Raw genomic sequence first — 14,834 nt, forward strand, 5'->3', positions numbered from 1 at the left:
CGCCGCTCGTTCCCGCCCCGCCGGGCGGGTCCGCGTCCGGCCCGGGCGTCACAGCTGACCCGCGTGGTCCGGCAGTTCACCCGCTCGGTCGGCCGGTCCGCCCGAGCGGTCGGGCAGTTCGCCCACGCCGAGCCGGCGCGCCAGCCGCTCCCGCGCGTGCCGCAGGTTGGAGTGCACCGTCGCCACCGGCCGCCCCAGGTAGGCCGCGATCACCTTGACGTGCAGGCCCAGCAGGTACCGCAGGATGATCACATCCCGCTGCCGGTCCGGGAGTTCGAGGATCGCCGCGTACAGCCGCACCTCGTCCGCCTCGCTGTGCAGGAGCCCGTTCGCGACCTGCTTGAACGCGCCGATCACGGCGGCGAAGGTGACGGCCTCCACCGCCACCGGTTCCTCGGCGGACATCCAGTCCGAGACGTGCCGGTTCGCCAACCTCCAGGCGTACGCGGCCGGCTCCTCGAACCGCAGCACCTGCGGCCAGCAGCGGGCCAGGTCCGCCTTCACGGCCTCGACCACCAGCGCGGCGTCCGCCTGGCCGCCTATCCTGGTCAACGCGAGAGCGTGCCAAGCGGGTTCATGGGTCTCGCAGAACGACGCGTAGGTGAGGTCCAGTCGGAGGCCGAGGTCGCCACCGGCCTCCCGGTCCGACTCCGGGCCGTCGGCGCGCTCCAGCGTGGGCCCTCCCCGGTACCCGCGCACGGGGGCGCCCCTGTCGATCGTCATCGAGCCTGCTTTCCGTGGCCGCCGGCAGCTCGGCGGGCCACTCGAGGGTCGGGCTGTCTGCGCCCATCCTCAGTCCATCCGGCCCGTCACTCCAGGCCGCATTCCGAACACAGATCGTCATCCGATGGGATCAGTCGACTGGTTGGAGCGCGGCGGTCCGCGCTCGACCTCCGGATACGGTGGGCACCGATCGACAGGTGTCCGCGACGCCAAGGGGAACGCGATGAGCCGCTACGACGGAGTCGACCTGCGGCTCAACATGCCGCACTCGGCCCGGATGTACGACTACTACCTCGGCGGCTTCACCAACTTCGCCGCCGACCGCGAGGCCGCCGGGCACGCCCTCGCCGTCGCACCCTGGCTGCGCGTCACCGCCCGCGCCAACCGGTCCTTCGTCCACCGCTCCACCCGCGCCCTCGCCCGGGCCGGCATCGACCAGTTCCTCGACATCGGCACCGGCATCCCCACCCCGCCCAACCTCCACGAGGTCGCCCAGAGTGTCGAACCGTGCGCCCGCGTCGTCTACGCCGACAACGACCCGATCGTGCTCTCGCACGCCCAGGCCCTGCTCACCGGCACCCCCGAAGGCCGCACCGCCTACGTCGAGGCCGACATCGCCGACCCCGTCCGCCTCCTCGCCTCGCCCGGCCTGCGCGACACCATCGACCTCGCCCGGCCCGTCGCACTCTCCCTCAACGCCCTCCTGCACTTCGTCCCCGACACCCGCGGCGCCCACGAGCTCGTCGAGCACCTCAAAGCGGCCCTCGCCCCCGGCAGCGCCCTGGTGATGACCCACGTCACCCCCGACTTCGCCCCGGCCGAGATCGCCGGCCTGGTCCGGATCTACGAATCCGCCGGCACCGCCGCCCAGGCCCGCACGCTCCCCGAGTTCACCCGCTTCTTCGACGGCTGGAGCCTCATCGCCCCCGGGATCGTCCCCACCCCCCACTGGCGGCCCACCCCCACCGACCCGCCGGCCACCGCCCCCGAGGCCGCCGCCTACGCGGCCGTGGCGCTCAAGCCCTGACCCCTCCCGCCCGGTCCAGCCCCTTCCACCCGTGCGGCCCCGCCGTCCCGGGGACAGACTGGTGGTGGATCGATGCTGCCCGTGAGGCTGGGAGAGGCATGCTGCTGGGACTCACCACCGCCCTGGTCGCGACCGTGTGCTTCGGGTTCGGGGCGGTGTTCCAGGCGCGCGGGGCGCGGTCGGCGCCACAGGCGGACCGGGTGCGGGCCGGGCTGCTGGCCGCGCTGGCGCGGTCGTGGGAGTTCCTGCTCGGCACGGCACTGGACATCGTCGGTTTCGCGTTGAGCATCGTGGCGCTGCGCAGCCTGCCCCTGTTCCTCGTGCAGGCCGTCACCAACGCGAGCCTGGCCGTGACGGCGCTCGCCGCCGTCCGGCTGCTCGGGGCACGGCTGCGCCGGGGGGACGTGACGGGAATCGTCGCCGTGGTGGTCGGCCTGACGCTGCTGGCGCTGGGGTCGGGCCGGGAGGGCCGGGAGCACGCCCCGCCGCTGTTCCACTGGGTGCTGCTCGCGACGACCGCCGTGATGCTGCTGCTGACCCTCGTCCTGGTGCGCCGGGCCGGCACCGTGGCGGCGGCCGGCCTGGGGCTGCTGGCGGGGGTGGGGTTCGGGGTGACGAGCCTGGCGGTGCGGGTGATGGACGCGTCGAGCCTGGTCACCGTCCTCACCGACCCGGCGGCGTACGCGCTCGCGGTGGGCGGCCTCGGTGGCTACCTGGCGTACGCGCTGGCCCTGCAGCGCGGCACGGTCACGGCCGCGACCGCCGCCGGGACGGTCGCCGAGACCTTCGGCCCGGCGCTGGTGGGCGTGGCGGCGCTGGGCGACGCGGCGCGTCCGGGGTTCGAGTGGTGCGCGCTGGCGGGCTTCGCGGTGGCGGTGGGCGGCACCTTCCTGCTGTCCAGGTTCGGGGAGTTGGAGGGGCAGTCCGCGGAGGTGGCCGCCGGGCGGCCGGGCGCGGCGGACCGGGACCCTGAACCGGGTCCGGATCCGGAGGCGGACGCGGAGCCGGCCGCCCCGCCCCGGTAGCCCGGGTGGTGCCGCCGTGCGAAGGTGACTTGCCGGACAATTCGGACGGTGACACGCCCACGGAGCGGCAGGTGCGCGATGGCGGACGAAGCCCAGTCGGGCCCCCGACGGCCGGGGTCCGCCGACCCTCCGGTCGTGCTCGTCACCGGCGCCTCCTCGGGCATCGGCCTGGCCACGGCCGTCCGCCTGGCCGACGCCGGCTGGCGGACCCTGCTGTCCGGTACGGACCGCGCCCGCCTGGACGAGGTCGCCGCCCGGACCGGCGGCCGCGTCCTGCCCGAGGACCTGAGCAAGCCGGACGGCCCGACCCGGCTCGCGGAGGCGGCCCTCGCGGAGACCGGCCGGGTGGACGCGCTGGTCGCCAGTGCGGGCCTGGGGTGGCGCGGACCGTTCGCGGACACCCCCTCGGACGTCCTGGACCGGATGATCGAGGTCAACTTCGCCGCCCCGCTGCGGCTGGTCCGCCTGCTCCTGCCGGGCATGCTGGAGCGCCGCCGGGGCCGGATCGTGCTGCTCGGCTCGATGGCCGGCCAGGTCGGCGTGCGCGACGAGTCGGGGTACGCGGCGACCAAGGGCGGACTGGCGATGTTCGCGGAGAGCCTCTGGTACGAGCTGCGCGGCACCGGGGTGGGGGTGCGCCTGGTGCTGCCGGGCCCGGTGGACACCCCGTTCTTCGACCGGCGCGGCACGCCCTACCAGCGGGAGCGGCCACGGCCCGTCCCGGCGGAGCGGGTCGCCGACACCGTGGTCGCGACCATCACCACCGGGCGCGACCGGCTCTTCGTGCCGCACTGGCTCGGCTTCCCGGCCCGGATCCACGGCGTGGCGCCGGGCGTGTTCCGGCGCATGGCCTCCCGCTTCGGGTGAGCCGGGTGAACACCGCGACCCGGGTGCTCGCGACAGCGGCCGCGGTGGAGTTCGCGCACCTGGCCCCGGCGGCGGTGCGCCTCCCGGCGCTGCGCCGCACGCTGGCCCGCCGAACCGCCGGCTACGGCGCCGACCCGCGCCACGTCGCCCTGACCTTCGACGACGGCCCCGACCCGCGCGGCACCCCGGAGATCCTGGACGCGCTGGACGCCCTGGGCGGTGTCCGGGCGACCTTCTTCCTGCTGGGCCCGATGCTGGAGCGCGCCCCCGCCCTCGGCCGGGAGCTGGTGCTGCGCGGCCACGAGGTGGCCGTCCACGGCTGGCACCACCGGCCGCAGTGGTACCCGGCCCCGGCCCGTGACCTGCGTGAACTGCGCCGCGCCACCGAGGCGGTGACCGCGCTGTGCGGGGTCCGCCCGCACTGGTACCGCCCGCCGTACGGGGTGCTGACGGCCGGCCCGGCCCTGGCCGCCCGGCGGCTGGGCCTGCGCAGCGTCCTGTGGACGGCCTGGGGCCGCGACTGGACGGCGGAGGCGACCGGGGCCTCCGTCTACGCGACCGCCCGCCCCGGCCTCACCGGCGGCGCGACCCTCCTCCTGCACGACTCCGACTGCACCTCCGCCCCCGACTCCTGGCGGGCCACCCTCGCCGCTCTCCCGCTGATCGCCGCCCACTGCCGCGCCCACTCGCTCACCCTCGGCCCGCTCCGCGACCACGCCGTCCCCGCGCCCGCCCGCGCCTGACGGCCCGGCACCCGCCCCCGAGCGCCGGGCGGACGACGAACCCCCGTCTCGACGGCGATTGCCCGAGGCCGTCCGGCGCGGCGCCCGCGACCTTGCCCCGCTCGTCGGCTACGCCAGCCCCACCTGGGCCAGGGCCGCGGTGAAGCCGGTGCGCCAGGGCTCCGGGGTGGCGCCGGGGGAGGGGGCGGGCGCGGGGCGGGCGAGGGCGGCGAGGGCGTTGCGGACCACTTCGGCGGGGCGGGCGGAGGCGACGTCGGCGTGGCCGAGTTCCAACTCGTGCTGGAGGTTGTCGCGGCCGTGGCCCTGGACGACGTCGAGCAGCAGCAGCCGCCGCCCGAGGGCGCGGGCCTCGCTGCAGGTGTCGCCGGAGCTGGTGACGACGAGGTCGGCGGCGGCCATCAGGGCGGGGATCCGGTCGGTGTAGCCGAAGGGGTGCAGGCGCGACTCCCGGCGGGCGGCGGCCCGCAGCCGCCGTTCCAGTTCCCGGTTGCGCCCGGCGACGGCGAGCACGTGCGGCCCGGCGGCGGCGAGCGCGGCGGCGGTGCGGGCGAGCGGTCCGAGCCCCCAGGCGCCGGACATCAGCAGCACGCACCGCCCGCCCGCCGGGACGCCCAGTTCGGCCCGCGCCTCGGCCCGGCCGGGCGGCCGGTAGAACGGTTCCCGCAGCGGAGCGGGCAGGACGGTGACGGCGGCGTCCGGCCGGTAGCGGCGCACGGCGCAGGCGGCGACCTCGGAGGTGACCAGGAACAGGTCGGTGCCCTCCTGCACCCAGAGCCGGTGCGGCGTCACGTCGGTGCAGAACACGAAGTGCCGGAAGTCCCGTTGCGGCAGCCGGTTGACGGCCGAGGTGGCGGTGGCGAACACGGAGACCACCAGCTGCGGCCGCTGCGCCGCGACCAGTTCGCGCAGCGCCGGGACGAGCCGGCTGCGGGCGGCCGCGTCGGCGAGCAGCGCGAGCCGGGCGCCGGGACGCAACGCCGAGAAGTGGAAGGCGTCGTACACGCCGGGCAGGTCGAGCAGCCGCCGGAACACGGCCTCCCCGGCGGCGCCGGAGCGCTGCCCGAGCAGGGCCATCGCGTCGACCGTGTGGGTGGTCCAGCCGCGGGCCCGCAGGGTGTCGGCGCAGGCCTGGGCCATCACGTCGTGGCCCTGGCCGAGGGAGCCGGAGACGAGCAGGGCGTGCGGCATCGGGCGGCCCGCTCAGGAGGCGGCGGAGGCTGCTGCGGCCCGGTACCAGTCGGCGTAACGGCGCACGCCGTCCGCGAAGTTGGTGTGCGGAGACCAGCCGAGCAGGCGCTTGGCCTGGGCGCAGGAGATCCGCCGCCCGGTGTAGTCGGCCTTGCGGCCGTCGATGTGCTCGATCGAGACCGGCCCCAGCAGGTCGTCGACGGTGTCGGCGATGTCGCGCACCGAGACGGCGGTGGAGCCCTCCAGGGCGAAGGTCTGGTCCTCGGCGGCGGGGGACAGGGCCCGGACGTGGGCGTCGGCGAGGTCCTCGACGTAGACGAAGTTGCGGCTCTGCCGCCCGTCGCCGGCGATGGTGATCGGCCGCCCGGTGAGCGCGGCCTGGACGAACCGGGCGACGACCAGCTCGTCGCGCATCCGGGGCCCGTACGGGATGCCGTAGCGCAGGATGGTGAAGTGCTGCCCGTACAGCTCGCGGTAGCTGTGCACCAGCATCTCGGCGGCGAGCTTGGTGGCCACGTAGAGGTGGCCGCTGTGTTCCAGCTCGATCGGCACGTGCTCGTCCAACTCCTGCTCTGAGCCGTCGAGTTGCTCGTCGGTGAGAGCGGCGCCGTAGACCCAGACGGTGCTCGCCAGCACGGTGCGGCTCAGCCCGCTGCGCCGGGCGGCCTCCAGGACGGCCTCGGTGCCGTCGATGTTGGTCCGTACGGCCCGTACCGGGTCGGCGGAGACCTGTTCGACGTCGGCCATCGCGGCGAGGTGGTACACCACTTCACTGCCGGCCAGCGCGGAGGTGAGGGCCGCGAGGTCGAGGATGTCGAGCCGGGCGTGTTCGGCGTCGGGGTTGAGGTACTTGTCGGTCGTGTCCACCGCGAGGACGTCGTGGCCGGCCGCGATCAGGTGGTCCACGACGTGTGACCCGATGAATCCGCATCCCCCGGTGACGGCTATCCGCACGATCTCTCTCCTTGTCGGGCTCCGTGTCGAGCGCCTTCTCGCACTCCGTCTCTCGCACTCCGTGTCGAGCGCCTCGGCGCGCCCGCCGGGGCGGGGTCGACCCCGCCCCGGCTATCCGGCGAGTCTCCGGTGCACCGCGGAGACGGCCTCGATGACCTGCTCCGTCTCGTCCCCGGTCATGTCGGAGTGCACCGGCAGGCACACCTGCCGCGCGCAGACGTCCTCGGCGACCGGCAGCGGCCCGCGCCGGTAGGGGGCGAGGACGGGCTGCAGGTGCAGCGGCAGGTCGTACACCTCGCCGGACAGCCGCACGCCGTACTCCTCGGCGACCGCCCGCTTGAACGCGGCGCGCTCCACCCCGGGCGGCAGCAGTGCCACGTACTTGTAGTAGTTGCCGCGGCAGCCGGAGGGTTCGAGCACCGGCTCCAGGCCGTCGAGCCCGGCCAGCGCCTCGTCGTAGCGGCGGGCGACGGCCCGGCGGGTCTCGATGAACTCCTTGAGCCGGCGCAGGTGCACGGCGCCGACGGCCGCGCTGAGCTCGCTCATCCGCCAGGCGTGGCCGAGCCGGACGTGGTGGTTGGTGGTGAAGGAGCCCTTGCCCTGGTCGCGGTAGGTGCGGGCCTCGTCGCGCAGCTCGGGCGACTCGGTGAGGATCAGGCCGCCCTCGCCGCTGGTGGTGACCTTGGTCGGGTAGAACGAGAAGGCCCCGGCCAGGCCGAACGTCCCGGCGCAGCGCCCGTCGAGGCTGCTGCCGTGGGCGTGTGCGGCGTCCTCGACCAGCGGGACGCCGTGCCGGTCGCAGAGCGCGCGCAGCTCCTCGACCCGCGGGGTGACCAGTCCGCCGATGTGGACGAGTACGACGGCTGCGGTATCCGGGGTGAGGGCCGCCTCCAGCGTCTCGGGGGAGAGTGCCAGGGTGGCCGGGTCGACGTCGGCGAACACCGGGCGCCCGCCGGCGTGCAGGACGGCGCCGGCGGTCGCGTAGAAGGTGACGGCCGGTACGACGACGTCGCGGCCCCGGACGTCGACCGTGCGCAGGATCACCTCCAGCGCCGCGGTGCCGCTGCTCACCGCGACGGCGTGCGAGGCGCCGTGCTCGGCGGCGAAGGCCTGCTCCAGGCGCTCGGTCCACGGGCCCAGGGTGAGGGCGCCGGTGGTGAGCATCTCCGTCACCGCCTCGGCGACGGCCGCGCGGTCGGATTCGTCGAACACGATGCGGGCGGCTGGAACGCCCATGGGCACCTCCGGCGGCGGGCTGGGGTCAGCACCGATCGGGTCAGATGGGGCCGAACCCTACGAAATGTGTCGGGCCCGGCACATCACGCTACTTCGCCCGCCGGGCCGCGGCCCGTCGTCGCCGCCCGCCCGGGTGACGGCGCCCGGCCCCCGTCGCCGCCCCTCGCCGCCCTGCCGCTGCCCCGTCGCCGCTCCGTCGTCGCCGTCGGGAGTGCGCCAGAGCGCTCCCACCACAGCTGATGCGCTTCCGCCGTCCGGGGAGGGGCCGTACTGCGTCCGCAGTACGCAAACGGCCTGCGCAGGGACGACGACGGAGGAGGGGTCGGCGATCAAGGATGGGTCATGCTGCGGGCGGTCCGCGCCGAAAGGCGCCGGGGCGGCCGCGGTGCGCACGCTGACCGAGATCCGAAGGAGTCCACTCTTCCGTGGCCACGTTCCTGTACCGCCTGGGCCGCTGGGCCTTCGTCCGACGCCGGCTGGTGACCCTGCTCTGGGTCGCCGTGCTGGCGGTCTGCGGAGTCCTGGCGGCCAAGGCGCCCGCCGCACCCGACGACGGCTTCGCGATGCCCGGTACGGAGGCGCAGAAGGCCTTCGACCTGATGAACGAGCGCTTCCCCGGCGGCCACGCCGACGGCGCCTCGGCCCGCCTGGTGTTCGTCGCCCCGTCCGGACAGAAGATCACCGCCGAGCCCAACCAGCAGGCGGTGGAGCGGACGGTCGCCGAGCTCGCCCACGCCGACGAGGTCACCGGCGCGGTCAGCCCGTTCAAGGCCGGCACCGTCTCCAAGGACGGCACCACCGCGTACGCGACCGTCAGCTACTCCGCCAAGGCTGGCGAGCTGTCCAAGGGCGCCACCGACGCCCTCGAACAGGCCGCCCAGCACGGGCGGGACGCCGGGCTCAAGGTCGAGGTCGGCGGCAACGCGCTGATGGCCAAGCCCGAGGCCGGCGGCAGCAGCGAGATGATCGGCATGGCGCTGTCCGCGGTCGTCCTGGTGATCACCTTCGGCTCGCTCGTGGCAGCCGGCCTGCCGCTGCTCACCGCCGTGATCGGGGTCGGCCTCGGCATGGCCCTGATCACCGGGCTCGGCAGCACGCTCGGCCTGTCCTCCACCACCAGCACGCTCGCGATGATGCTGGGCCTCGCGGTCGGCATCGACTACGCGGTGTTCATCGTCTCCCGCTACCGGGCCGAGCTCGCCGAGGGCCGAACCCCGCAGGAGGCGGCCGGCCGGGCCGTCGGCACCGCCGGCTCCGCCGTGGTGTTCGCCGGGCTCACCGTGGTGATCGCCCTGGCCGGGCTCTCGGTGGTCGGCATCCCTATGCTCGCCAAGATGGGCATGGCCGCGGCCGGCACGGTGGTCATCGCCGTCCTGGTCGCGCTCACCCTGGTCCCCGCGCTGCTCGGCTTCATCGGCCGCCGGGTGCTGCCCCGCAAGGCCCGCAAGGGCGGCGTCCAGCCGAAGAAGGAGAACGGCGGCTCCCGCTGGGCCAAGTTCGTGCTGCGCCGCCCGCTCGCGGTGCTGCTCGGCGGCGTGATCGGCCTCGGCGTGCTCGCGGCCCCCGCGCTCGACCTGCGGCTCGGCCTGCCCGGGGACGAGTCCAAGCCGACCTCCACCACCCAGCGCCGCGCCTACGACCTGCTGTCCGAGGGCTTCGGCCCCGGCTTCAACGGGCCGCTGACCGTCATGGTCGACGTCAAGGGCACGCCCGACCCGAAGGCCGCCGCGAGCGAGGTCGCCAAGACGGTCTCCGCGCTGCCCGGCGTGGTCTCCGTCACCCCGCCGATGTTCAACAAGGCGGGGGACACCGCCCTGCTGAACGCCGTCCCGGCCACCGGTCCGAGCGCCGAGGAGACCAAGGACCTGGTCCAGACGATCCGCGGCCACGCCGCCGGCCTCAAGACGACCACCGGGGCGACGATCCTGGTCAGCGGCACGACGGCGATGAACATCGACGTCTCGCAGAAGCTCACCGACGCGCTGGTGCCCTACCTCGCCGTGGTCGTCGGCCTCGCCGTCGTCCTGCTGCTGGTGGTGTTCCGCTCGGTGCTCGTCCCGCTGAAGGCGGCGCTCGGCTTCCTGCTCTCGGTGGCCGCCGCGCTCGGCGCGGTCGTCGCGGTCTTCCAGTGGGGCTGGCTGGCCAACCTGATCGGCGTCGAACAGACCGGTCCGGTGATGAGCATGATGCCGATCTTCATGGTCGGCGTGGTCTTCGGCCTCGCCATGGACTACGAGGTGTTCCTGGTCACCCGGATCCGCGAGGGCTTCGTCCACGGCGAGCAGCCCGACGAGGCCATCGTCACCGGCTTCCGGCACAACGCCCGGGTGGTCACCGCCGCCGCGTTCATCATGATCGCCGTCTTCGCGGGCTTCATCGGCATGGGCGAACCGATGATCAAGATGATGGGTCTGGGGCTCGCCGCGGCCGTCGCCTTCGACGCCTTCGTGGTCCGGATGACCATCGTCCCGGCCGTCCTGGCCCTGCTCGGCCGCCGCGCCTGGTGGCTGCCGCGCTGGCTGGACCGGCTGATACCGGACATCGACGTCGAGGGCGGCAAGCTGCAGACCGCCGCCCCCGAACCGGCCCCGGCCCGGGAGTCCGTCGGCGTCTAGGCCCGCCCCCCGAGGCCCGGCCGGGGCCCGTCCCGACCCACGGGACGGGCCCCGGCCCGGACAACGGTTCGATCCCTACCGTTACCGTTGCTGTCGGGGTCCGCCCACGCACACGGCGGCCCCCGACCCGGCCCACCCCGCCCGGCAGGGCGCGGTTCGGCACGAACTGGCAGAACCCGGCGAGGGTGCCGCCAGGGCACCCCCGACCCGGAGAGCACCACGATGAGCGACACCTGGCAGCGGCTGCGCCGCGACCACCCCCGGCTGCTCGACGCCGTCGGCGGCGCCGTACTGTTCGCGATGACCGGCATCGGCGTCACCGTCGACCAGACAGGCCACGTCATCTCCTTCAGGCCGCTCAGCGCCGCCATCGCGCTGGCCTCCGCCGTCACCGTGTTCGCCCACCGCCGGTACCCGCGGACCGTGGTCCTCATCACGCTGATCTGCACGATGGCCCTCATCCTCACCACCCCCCGCCTCACCCCCGGGCTGGCCACCCCGCTGCTGCTCGCCCTCTACTTCCTCGCCGTCCGCACCGACCGGGCCACCGCGCTGCGCGCCTCGATCGCCTCCGCCGTCCTGCTCACCGGCACCTCGCTGATCGGCGACGGCGGCGGCCCGATCGGCCAACGGCTCGGCGTCCTCGCCTGGGCCCTGCTGCCCGGCGCCCTCGGCGACTCCATCCGCAACCGCCGCGCCCACCTCGCCGCCATCGAGGAACGGGCCGAACGCGCCGAACGCACCCGCGAGGAGGAGGCCCGCCGCCGGGTCGCCGACGAGCGGATCCGGATCGCCCGCGACCTGCACGACGTCGTCGCCCACCACATCGCCCTCGCCAACGCCCAGGCCGGCATCGCCGTCTACCTCATGGACCGCCACCCCACCCAGGCCCGCGAGGTGCTCAGCCACATCACCGACGCCACCGGCTCCGCGCTCCAGGAGCTGCGCGCCACCGTCGGCCTGCTGCGCCGCGCCGAGGAGCCCGCGCCGCTCGAACCGGCCCCCGGCCTCGACCGGCTCCCCGAACTGATCAACGCCTTCGAACGCACCGGCCTGCCGGTACGGCTCACCGTCGAGGGCGAGGCCCGCGCGCTCTCGCCCGGCGTGGACCTCACCGCCTACCGGATCGTCCAGGAGTCCCTGACCAACGTCGCCAAGCACGCCCAGGGCGCGGGTGCCGAGATCACCCTCGCCTACAGCGGCAGCCGGGTCGCCGTCAGCGTCGCCAACGGACGCCCGCCGACCAGCGCCCGCCCCCGGCAGGCCCTGCTGCCCCACCCGGCCCCCGGCGAGGGCGGCTTCGGGCTGATCGGCATGCGCGAACGGGCCGGCGCGGTCGGCGGCCGCCTCACCGCCGACAGCCGGCCCGACGGCGGCTTCCTGGTCACCGCCGAACTTCCGCTGCGCACCGGCGCCCGGGACGACGGCGCCGGTCGTGGTGGCTGTGTCGGCCGCGCCGTCAGCACCGTCCGGGAAGACCGTGCCGTCCGGGAAGACCGTGCCGTTCGAGCCGACCGTGCCGTTCGAGGAGAGAAGGACCACGCATGACCATCCGGGTACTGCTCGCGGACGACCAGGCGCTGCTGCGCGGTGCGTTCCGGGTGCTGATCGACGCCGAGGACGACATGGAGGTGGTCGGAGAGGCCGCCGACGGCCACCAGGCCGTCGAACTCGCCCGCGCCACCCGCCCCGACATCGTCCTGATGGACATCCGCATGCCCGGCGCCGACGGCCTCGGTGCGACGGCCGCCATCTGCGGCGACGAGGAACTGGCCGGCACCCGGGTGCTGATCCTCACCACCTTCGAGATCGACGAGTACGTGGCCCAGGCGCTGCGGGCCGGCGCGGGCGGCTTCCTCGGCAAGGGCGCGGACCCGGCGGAACTGCTCGCGGCCGTCCGCACCGTCGCCGCCGGGGACGCCCTGCTCTCGCCCGCCGCCACCCGGGCCGTCATCGACCAGTTCCTCGCCCAGCCCGATCCGGCGGCCGGCGGCACCGCCGAGCGGCTGTCCGTGCTCACCGCGCGCGAGCGCGAGGTGATGTCGATGGCCGCCACCGGGCTCACCAACGAGGAGATCGCCGAGCGGATGTTCGTCAGCCCGTTCACCGTCCGCACCCACGTCCACCGCGCGATGGCCAAGCTGGACGCCCGGGACCGGGCCCAACTCGTCGCGATCGCCTACCAGTCCGGCCTGGTCCCGCCGGGCCGTCCGGCCTGACCGGCGAAGGTCCGCCGGCCGGCTCGTCCGCCGACTCGTCCATCGGCCCGTCCGTCCAACTCGCCTGGTTTGCGGCGGTGGCAGGACTGATCGACCGTCAAACTCCGGCCATATGTCGGTGATCTGGATTCCAGCCTGCCCGAAAACGACCTCCGAACTGGTGTATCAGCGAGTAGTCTGCCGATGACTCAGGATGAGGAGGGTGTTCGTGGAAACCAAGGACACGGCAGGCGAGGTGCGGATTCTCCAGCCGTTGCCCGGGCGCACGGCGGACGGATCGCAGGAGTTCGACCTGCGGTTGACGCGTCTGCTCCGCCTGCTCGGGGCTGAGGCCGCGCACGGCGCGGACTTCCCGAGCGCGGCCCGGTGGGAGGTCCACAAGGCGCTTTCCGGGCGCACCGACCTGCCCGAGGAGTACTTCGAGGCGCTGCTGGAGGCGGCGGTCTACGACCCCAACCCGAGCTTCAACCGGCGCTTCGTCGAGCCGGCCCTGCTCGCTTTCGGCCAGCGCCGGGTACGGCTGACCCTGCTCGGCTACCTGCACACCGGCACCGACGCCGAGCGTGCCGGCGCCGCCCGGGCCTGGTACTGGACGTCCCTGTCGGTCGGGGACGGCCGCAGCACGGCCGCCGCCGACGAGGGGTCGACCGTGCGGGACGCCTGGTACGAGGCCGCGCTGCGGGAGTTCGTCGCCAACGAGGACCTGGACGTGCGGCGCTGCATCCTCCCCGGGCTGCCGCTCGTGCCGCGTGCCTACCCGTCGCGGCTGCACGACCTGGTGGAGGCCGCGGTGGCCATCGCGAGGGCGCACCCCGACGAGTACATCCGGCACCGCGCCGAGGTGCAGGTCGGTCTCTGACCGCCCCTGCCCCCGGCCCCGCCCCTGCCCCCGGCCCCGCCGCGCCCCGGCCCCGCTACGCCCCCCGGCGGGGCCGGGCGGCCGCGCACCGGTGCGAACTCGGCCGTCACGGCGCCCCGTTGGCGGCCCAGCCGACCGGGTCGGTCAGCCCGTCTTGACGGTGATCTCGCCGATGTTCGTCCCGAGGTCCAGCTTGTACTGGCCGTTCGGGTCGCTCTGGACGCCGATGTGCTTCTCGCCCAGGTCGGTCGAGGCGGTGACGTGGTAGGAGGCGGTCGGCACGGTCACGTTGATCTCGCCGTTGGAGGTCTTCGCCGTGATGTTCTGGGCCTTGCCGGGGGTGAGCTTGATCCCGCCGTTGTCGGTCTTGGCGCTGACCCGGTCGCCCTTGAGCGAAGTGCCCTTGATCTCGCCGTTGTTGGTCCGCACATCGACCGGCCCGGCCACGTCGTCGAGCGTGATGTCGCCGGAGCTGGTGTGCACCGAGACGTCTCCGACCTGGGTGAGCTTGATCCCGCCCGCCGACGTCCCCCCGGTGATCGGCAGCCCCGGCGGCAGCTCGACGGTGTAGTCCACCGAGCAGTTGCGTCCGCAGCCGCCGAGCACCAGCACGCCACCGTCCACCCGGGTGCTCGCGCCCGGCTTGTCGCTCCGGTACGTGATGTTGCGGTGAACGGCGGCCTGGGTGGCGCCGGCCTTGCCGCGCACGGTCACCTCCCCGGCGTCGCTGTCCAGCCGGATGCCGGTGATCTTGTCCGTGACGGTGGCGTCGTCGGTGAAGTTGGTCCCGATCGGGTTGCAGGCGCTGAGCACCCCGACGGAGAGCCCTGCGACCACGAGAGCCCCCGCGAAACGGTGGTACCTGCCCATGTTCGTCCCCCATGTGTCCTGCGCTGCTTGTTGCGCGATAGCCCCTGGTGACCGCCCCCGTCCGGAGCCGTCCCGACGACAGTAACCGCACGTGGTGGCCCAGGTCGGTGGTATTAACCCCCCTAAAGCGACTCCAGTCAGCCCCCGGTGCCGCCCCACCCACCCCCACCTGGGCCCGCCCGCGCCCGCTGTCGCCCCAGCCGTCGCCCCGGGAAGAAATCTGTAGACCGGCCTATATATTTTCCGGAGGCGGCTGCGGAGCTGTTTTCCGCGTAGGAAGTCGGCGGGTCCGACTTCCTGCACGGAAACGAGCCCGGCGTCCTCCTGGGTAGAAAGAAATCTGTAGACCGGTCGGTATATTTCTTCTCCGTCGGGTGCCTCCGACTCGCCGGTCGCACAGGAAGTCGGCGGGTCGACTCTGCTGGCGAAGTATTTGATCTGGGTCAGGCCGTTGCTGTGATGCCGTGTTGGGTGCAGAGTGCGTGGACGCGGGTGGGGCGGCGGTCTG

General features: G+C 74.3%; 13 protein-coding genes. 8 read left to right on the forward strand and 5 right to left on the reverse strand.

The window, feature by feature from the left end; all coding sequences use genetic code 11:
• Positions 1–48: 48 nt before the first annotated feature.
• Positions 49–723 (reverse strand): RNA polymerase sigma factor, encoded by a 675-nt coding sequence (locus ABT015_RS32505; RefSeq protein WP_350885583.1) that lies wholly within the window; start codon positions 721–723, stop codon positions 49–51.
• Positions 724–946: 223 nt separating this feature from the next.
• Between ABT015_RS32505 and ABT015_RS32510 the strand changes: the two genes are divergently transcribed.
• The 4 genes from ABT015_RS32510 (at position 947) to ABT015_RS32525 (ending at position 4,385) form a co-directional block, all read left to right on the forward strand.
• Positions 947–1,750 carry an SAM-dependent methyltransferase gene (locus ABT015_RS32510; protein WP_350885585.1) on the forward strand — a complete coding sequence of 268 codons (804 nt, stop codon included), beginning with the start codon at positions 947–949 and terminating at the stop codon, positions 1,748–1,750.
• Between the two features lie 98 nt (positions 1,751–1,848).
• A complete protein-coding gene (locus tag ABT015_RS32515; RefSeq protein ID WP_350885587.1) occupies positions 1,849–2,775 on the forward strand; it encodes a DMT family transporter in 927 nt (308 codons plus the stop codon).
• 135 nt (positions 2,776–2,910) lie between these two features.
• Complete coding sequence (locus ABT015_RS32520; protein ID WP_350885589.1) at positions 2,911–3,642, forward strand: SDR family NAD(P)-dependent oxidoreductase; 732 nt, start codon at positions 2,911–2,913, stop codon at positions 3,640–3,642.
• A gap of 5 nt (positions 3,643–3,647) precedes the next feature.
• A complete protein-coding gene (locus tag ABT015_RS32525; RefSeq protein ID WP_350885591.1) occupies positions 3,648–4,385 on the forward strand; it encodes a polysaccharide deacetylase family protein in 738 nt (245 codons plus the stop codon).
• A gap of 108 nt (positions 4,386–4,493) precedes the next feature.
• On the opposite strand, the gene ABT015_RS32530 is transcribed toward ABT015_RS32525, so the two are convergent.
• From ABT015_RS32530 to ABT015_RS32540, 3 genes are all read right to left on the reverse strand, one after another.
• Positions 4,494–5,573: an MGDG synthase family glycosyltransferase gene (locus tag ABT015_RS32530; RefSeq protein WP_350885593.1), complete on the reverse strand. Its 1,080-nt coding sequence runs from the start codon at positions 5,571–5,573 to the stop codon at positions 4,494–4,496.
• A 12-nt stretch (positions 5,574–5,585) separates the two neighbouring features.
• Positions 5,586–6,527, reverse strand: coding sequence for an NAD-dependent epimerase/dehydratase family protein (locus ABT015_RS32535; RefSeq protein ID WP_350885595.1), 942 nt, complete (start codon positions 6,525–6,527; stop codon positions 5,586–5,588).
• A gap of 111 nt (positions 6,528–6,638) precedes the next feature.
• Complete coding sequence (locus tag ABT015_RS32540) at positions 6,639–7,763, reverse strand: DegT/DnrJ/EryC1/StrS family aminotransferase (protein WP_350885597.1); 1,125 nt, start codon at positions 7,761–7,763, stop codon at positions 6,639–6,641.
• Positions 7,764–8,188: 425 nt separating this feature from the next.
• Between ABT015_RS32540 and ABT015_RS32545 the strand changes: the two genes are divergently transcribed.
• The 4 genes from ABT015_RS32545 to ABT015_RS32560 all read left to right on the forward strand — a co-directional run bounded on the left by ABT015_RS32545 (position 8,189) and on the right by ABT015_RS32560 (position 13,456).
• Positions 8,189–10,378 (forward strand): MMPL family transporter, encoded by a 2,190-nt coding sequence (locus tag ABT015_RS32545; protein WP_350885599.1) that lies wholly within the window; start codon positions 8,189–8,191, stop codon positions 10,376–10,378.
• A gap of 222 nt (positions 10,379–10,600) precedes the next feature.
• Positions 10,601–11,926, forward strand: a complete 1,326-nt coding sequence (locus ABT015_RS32550; protein ID WP_350885601.1) for a sensor histidine kinase — start codon at positions 10,601–10,603, stop codon at positions 11,924–11,926.
• A complete protein-coding gene (locus ABT015_RS32555; protein ID WP_350885603.1) occupies positions 11,923–12,597 on the forward strand; it encodes a response regulator transcription factor in 675 nt (224 codons plus the stop codon). The genes ABT015_RS32550 and ABT015_RS32555 overlap by 4 nt, the downstream gene beginning before the upstream one ends.
• A gap of 208 nt (positions 12,598–12,805) precedes the next feature.
• On the forward strand, positions 12,806–13,456 hold the full coding sequence (locus ABT015_RS32560) for a hypothetical protein (protein ID WP_350885605.1): 651 nt from the start codon (positions 12,806–12,808) through the stop codon (positions 13,454–13,456).
• 144 nt (positions 13,457–13,600) lie between these two features.
• On the opposite strand, the gene ABT015_RS32565 is transcribed toward ABT015_RS32560, so the two are convergent.
• A complete protein-coding gene (locus ABT015_RS32565; RefSeq protein ID WP_350885607.1) occupies positions 13,601–14,326 on the reverse strand; it encodes a DUF4097 family beta strand repeat-containing protein in 726 nt (241 codons plus the stop codon).
• Positions 14,327–14,834 lie beyond the last annotated feature (508 nt).

The organism is Kitasatospora sp. NPDC094016 (assembly GCF_040304045.1).
Lineage (GTDB): Bacteria > Actinomycetota > Actinomycetes > Streptomycetales > Streptomycetaceae > Kitasatospora.

Bases quoted from the DNA above. Each gene is read 5' to 3' on its own strand.
- ABT015_RS32505 (WP_350885583.1), bottom strand. From the start codon at position 723: ATGACGATCGACAGGGGCGCCCCCGTGCGCGGGTACCGGGGAGGGCCC.
- ABT015_RS32510 (WP_350885585.1), top strand. From the start codon at position 947: ATGAGCCGCTACGACGGAGTCGACCTGCGGCTCAACATGCCGCACTCG.
- ABT015_RS32515 (WP_350885587.1), top strand. From the start codon at position 1,849: ATGCTGCTGGGACTCACCACCGCCCTGGTCGCGACCGTGTGCTTCGGG.
- ABT015_RS32530 (WP_350885593.1), bottom strand. From the start codon at position 5,573: ATGCCGCACGCCCTGCTCGTCTCCGGCTCCCTCGGCCAGGGCCACGAC.
- ABT015_RS32540 (WP_350885597.1), bottom strand. From the start codon at position 7,763: ATGGGCGTTCCAGCCGCCCGCATCGTGTTCGACGAATCCGACCGCGCG.
- ABT015_RS32550 (WP_350885601.1), top strand. From the start codon at position 10,601: ATGAGCGACACCTGGCAGCGGCTGCGCCGCGACCACCCCCGGCTGCTC.
- ABT015_RS32555 (WP_350885603.1), top strand. From the start codon at position 11,923: ATGACCATCCGGGTACTGCTCGCGGACGACCAGGCGCTGCTGCGCGGT.
- ABT015_RS32565 (WP_350885607.1), bottom strand. From the start codon at position 14,326: ATGGGCAGGTACCACCGTTTCGCGGGGGCTCTCGTGGTCGCAGGGCTC.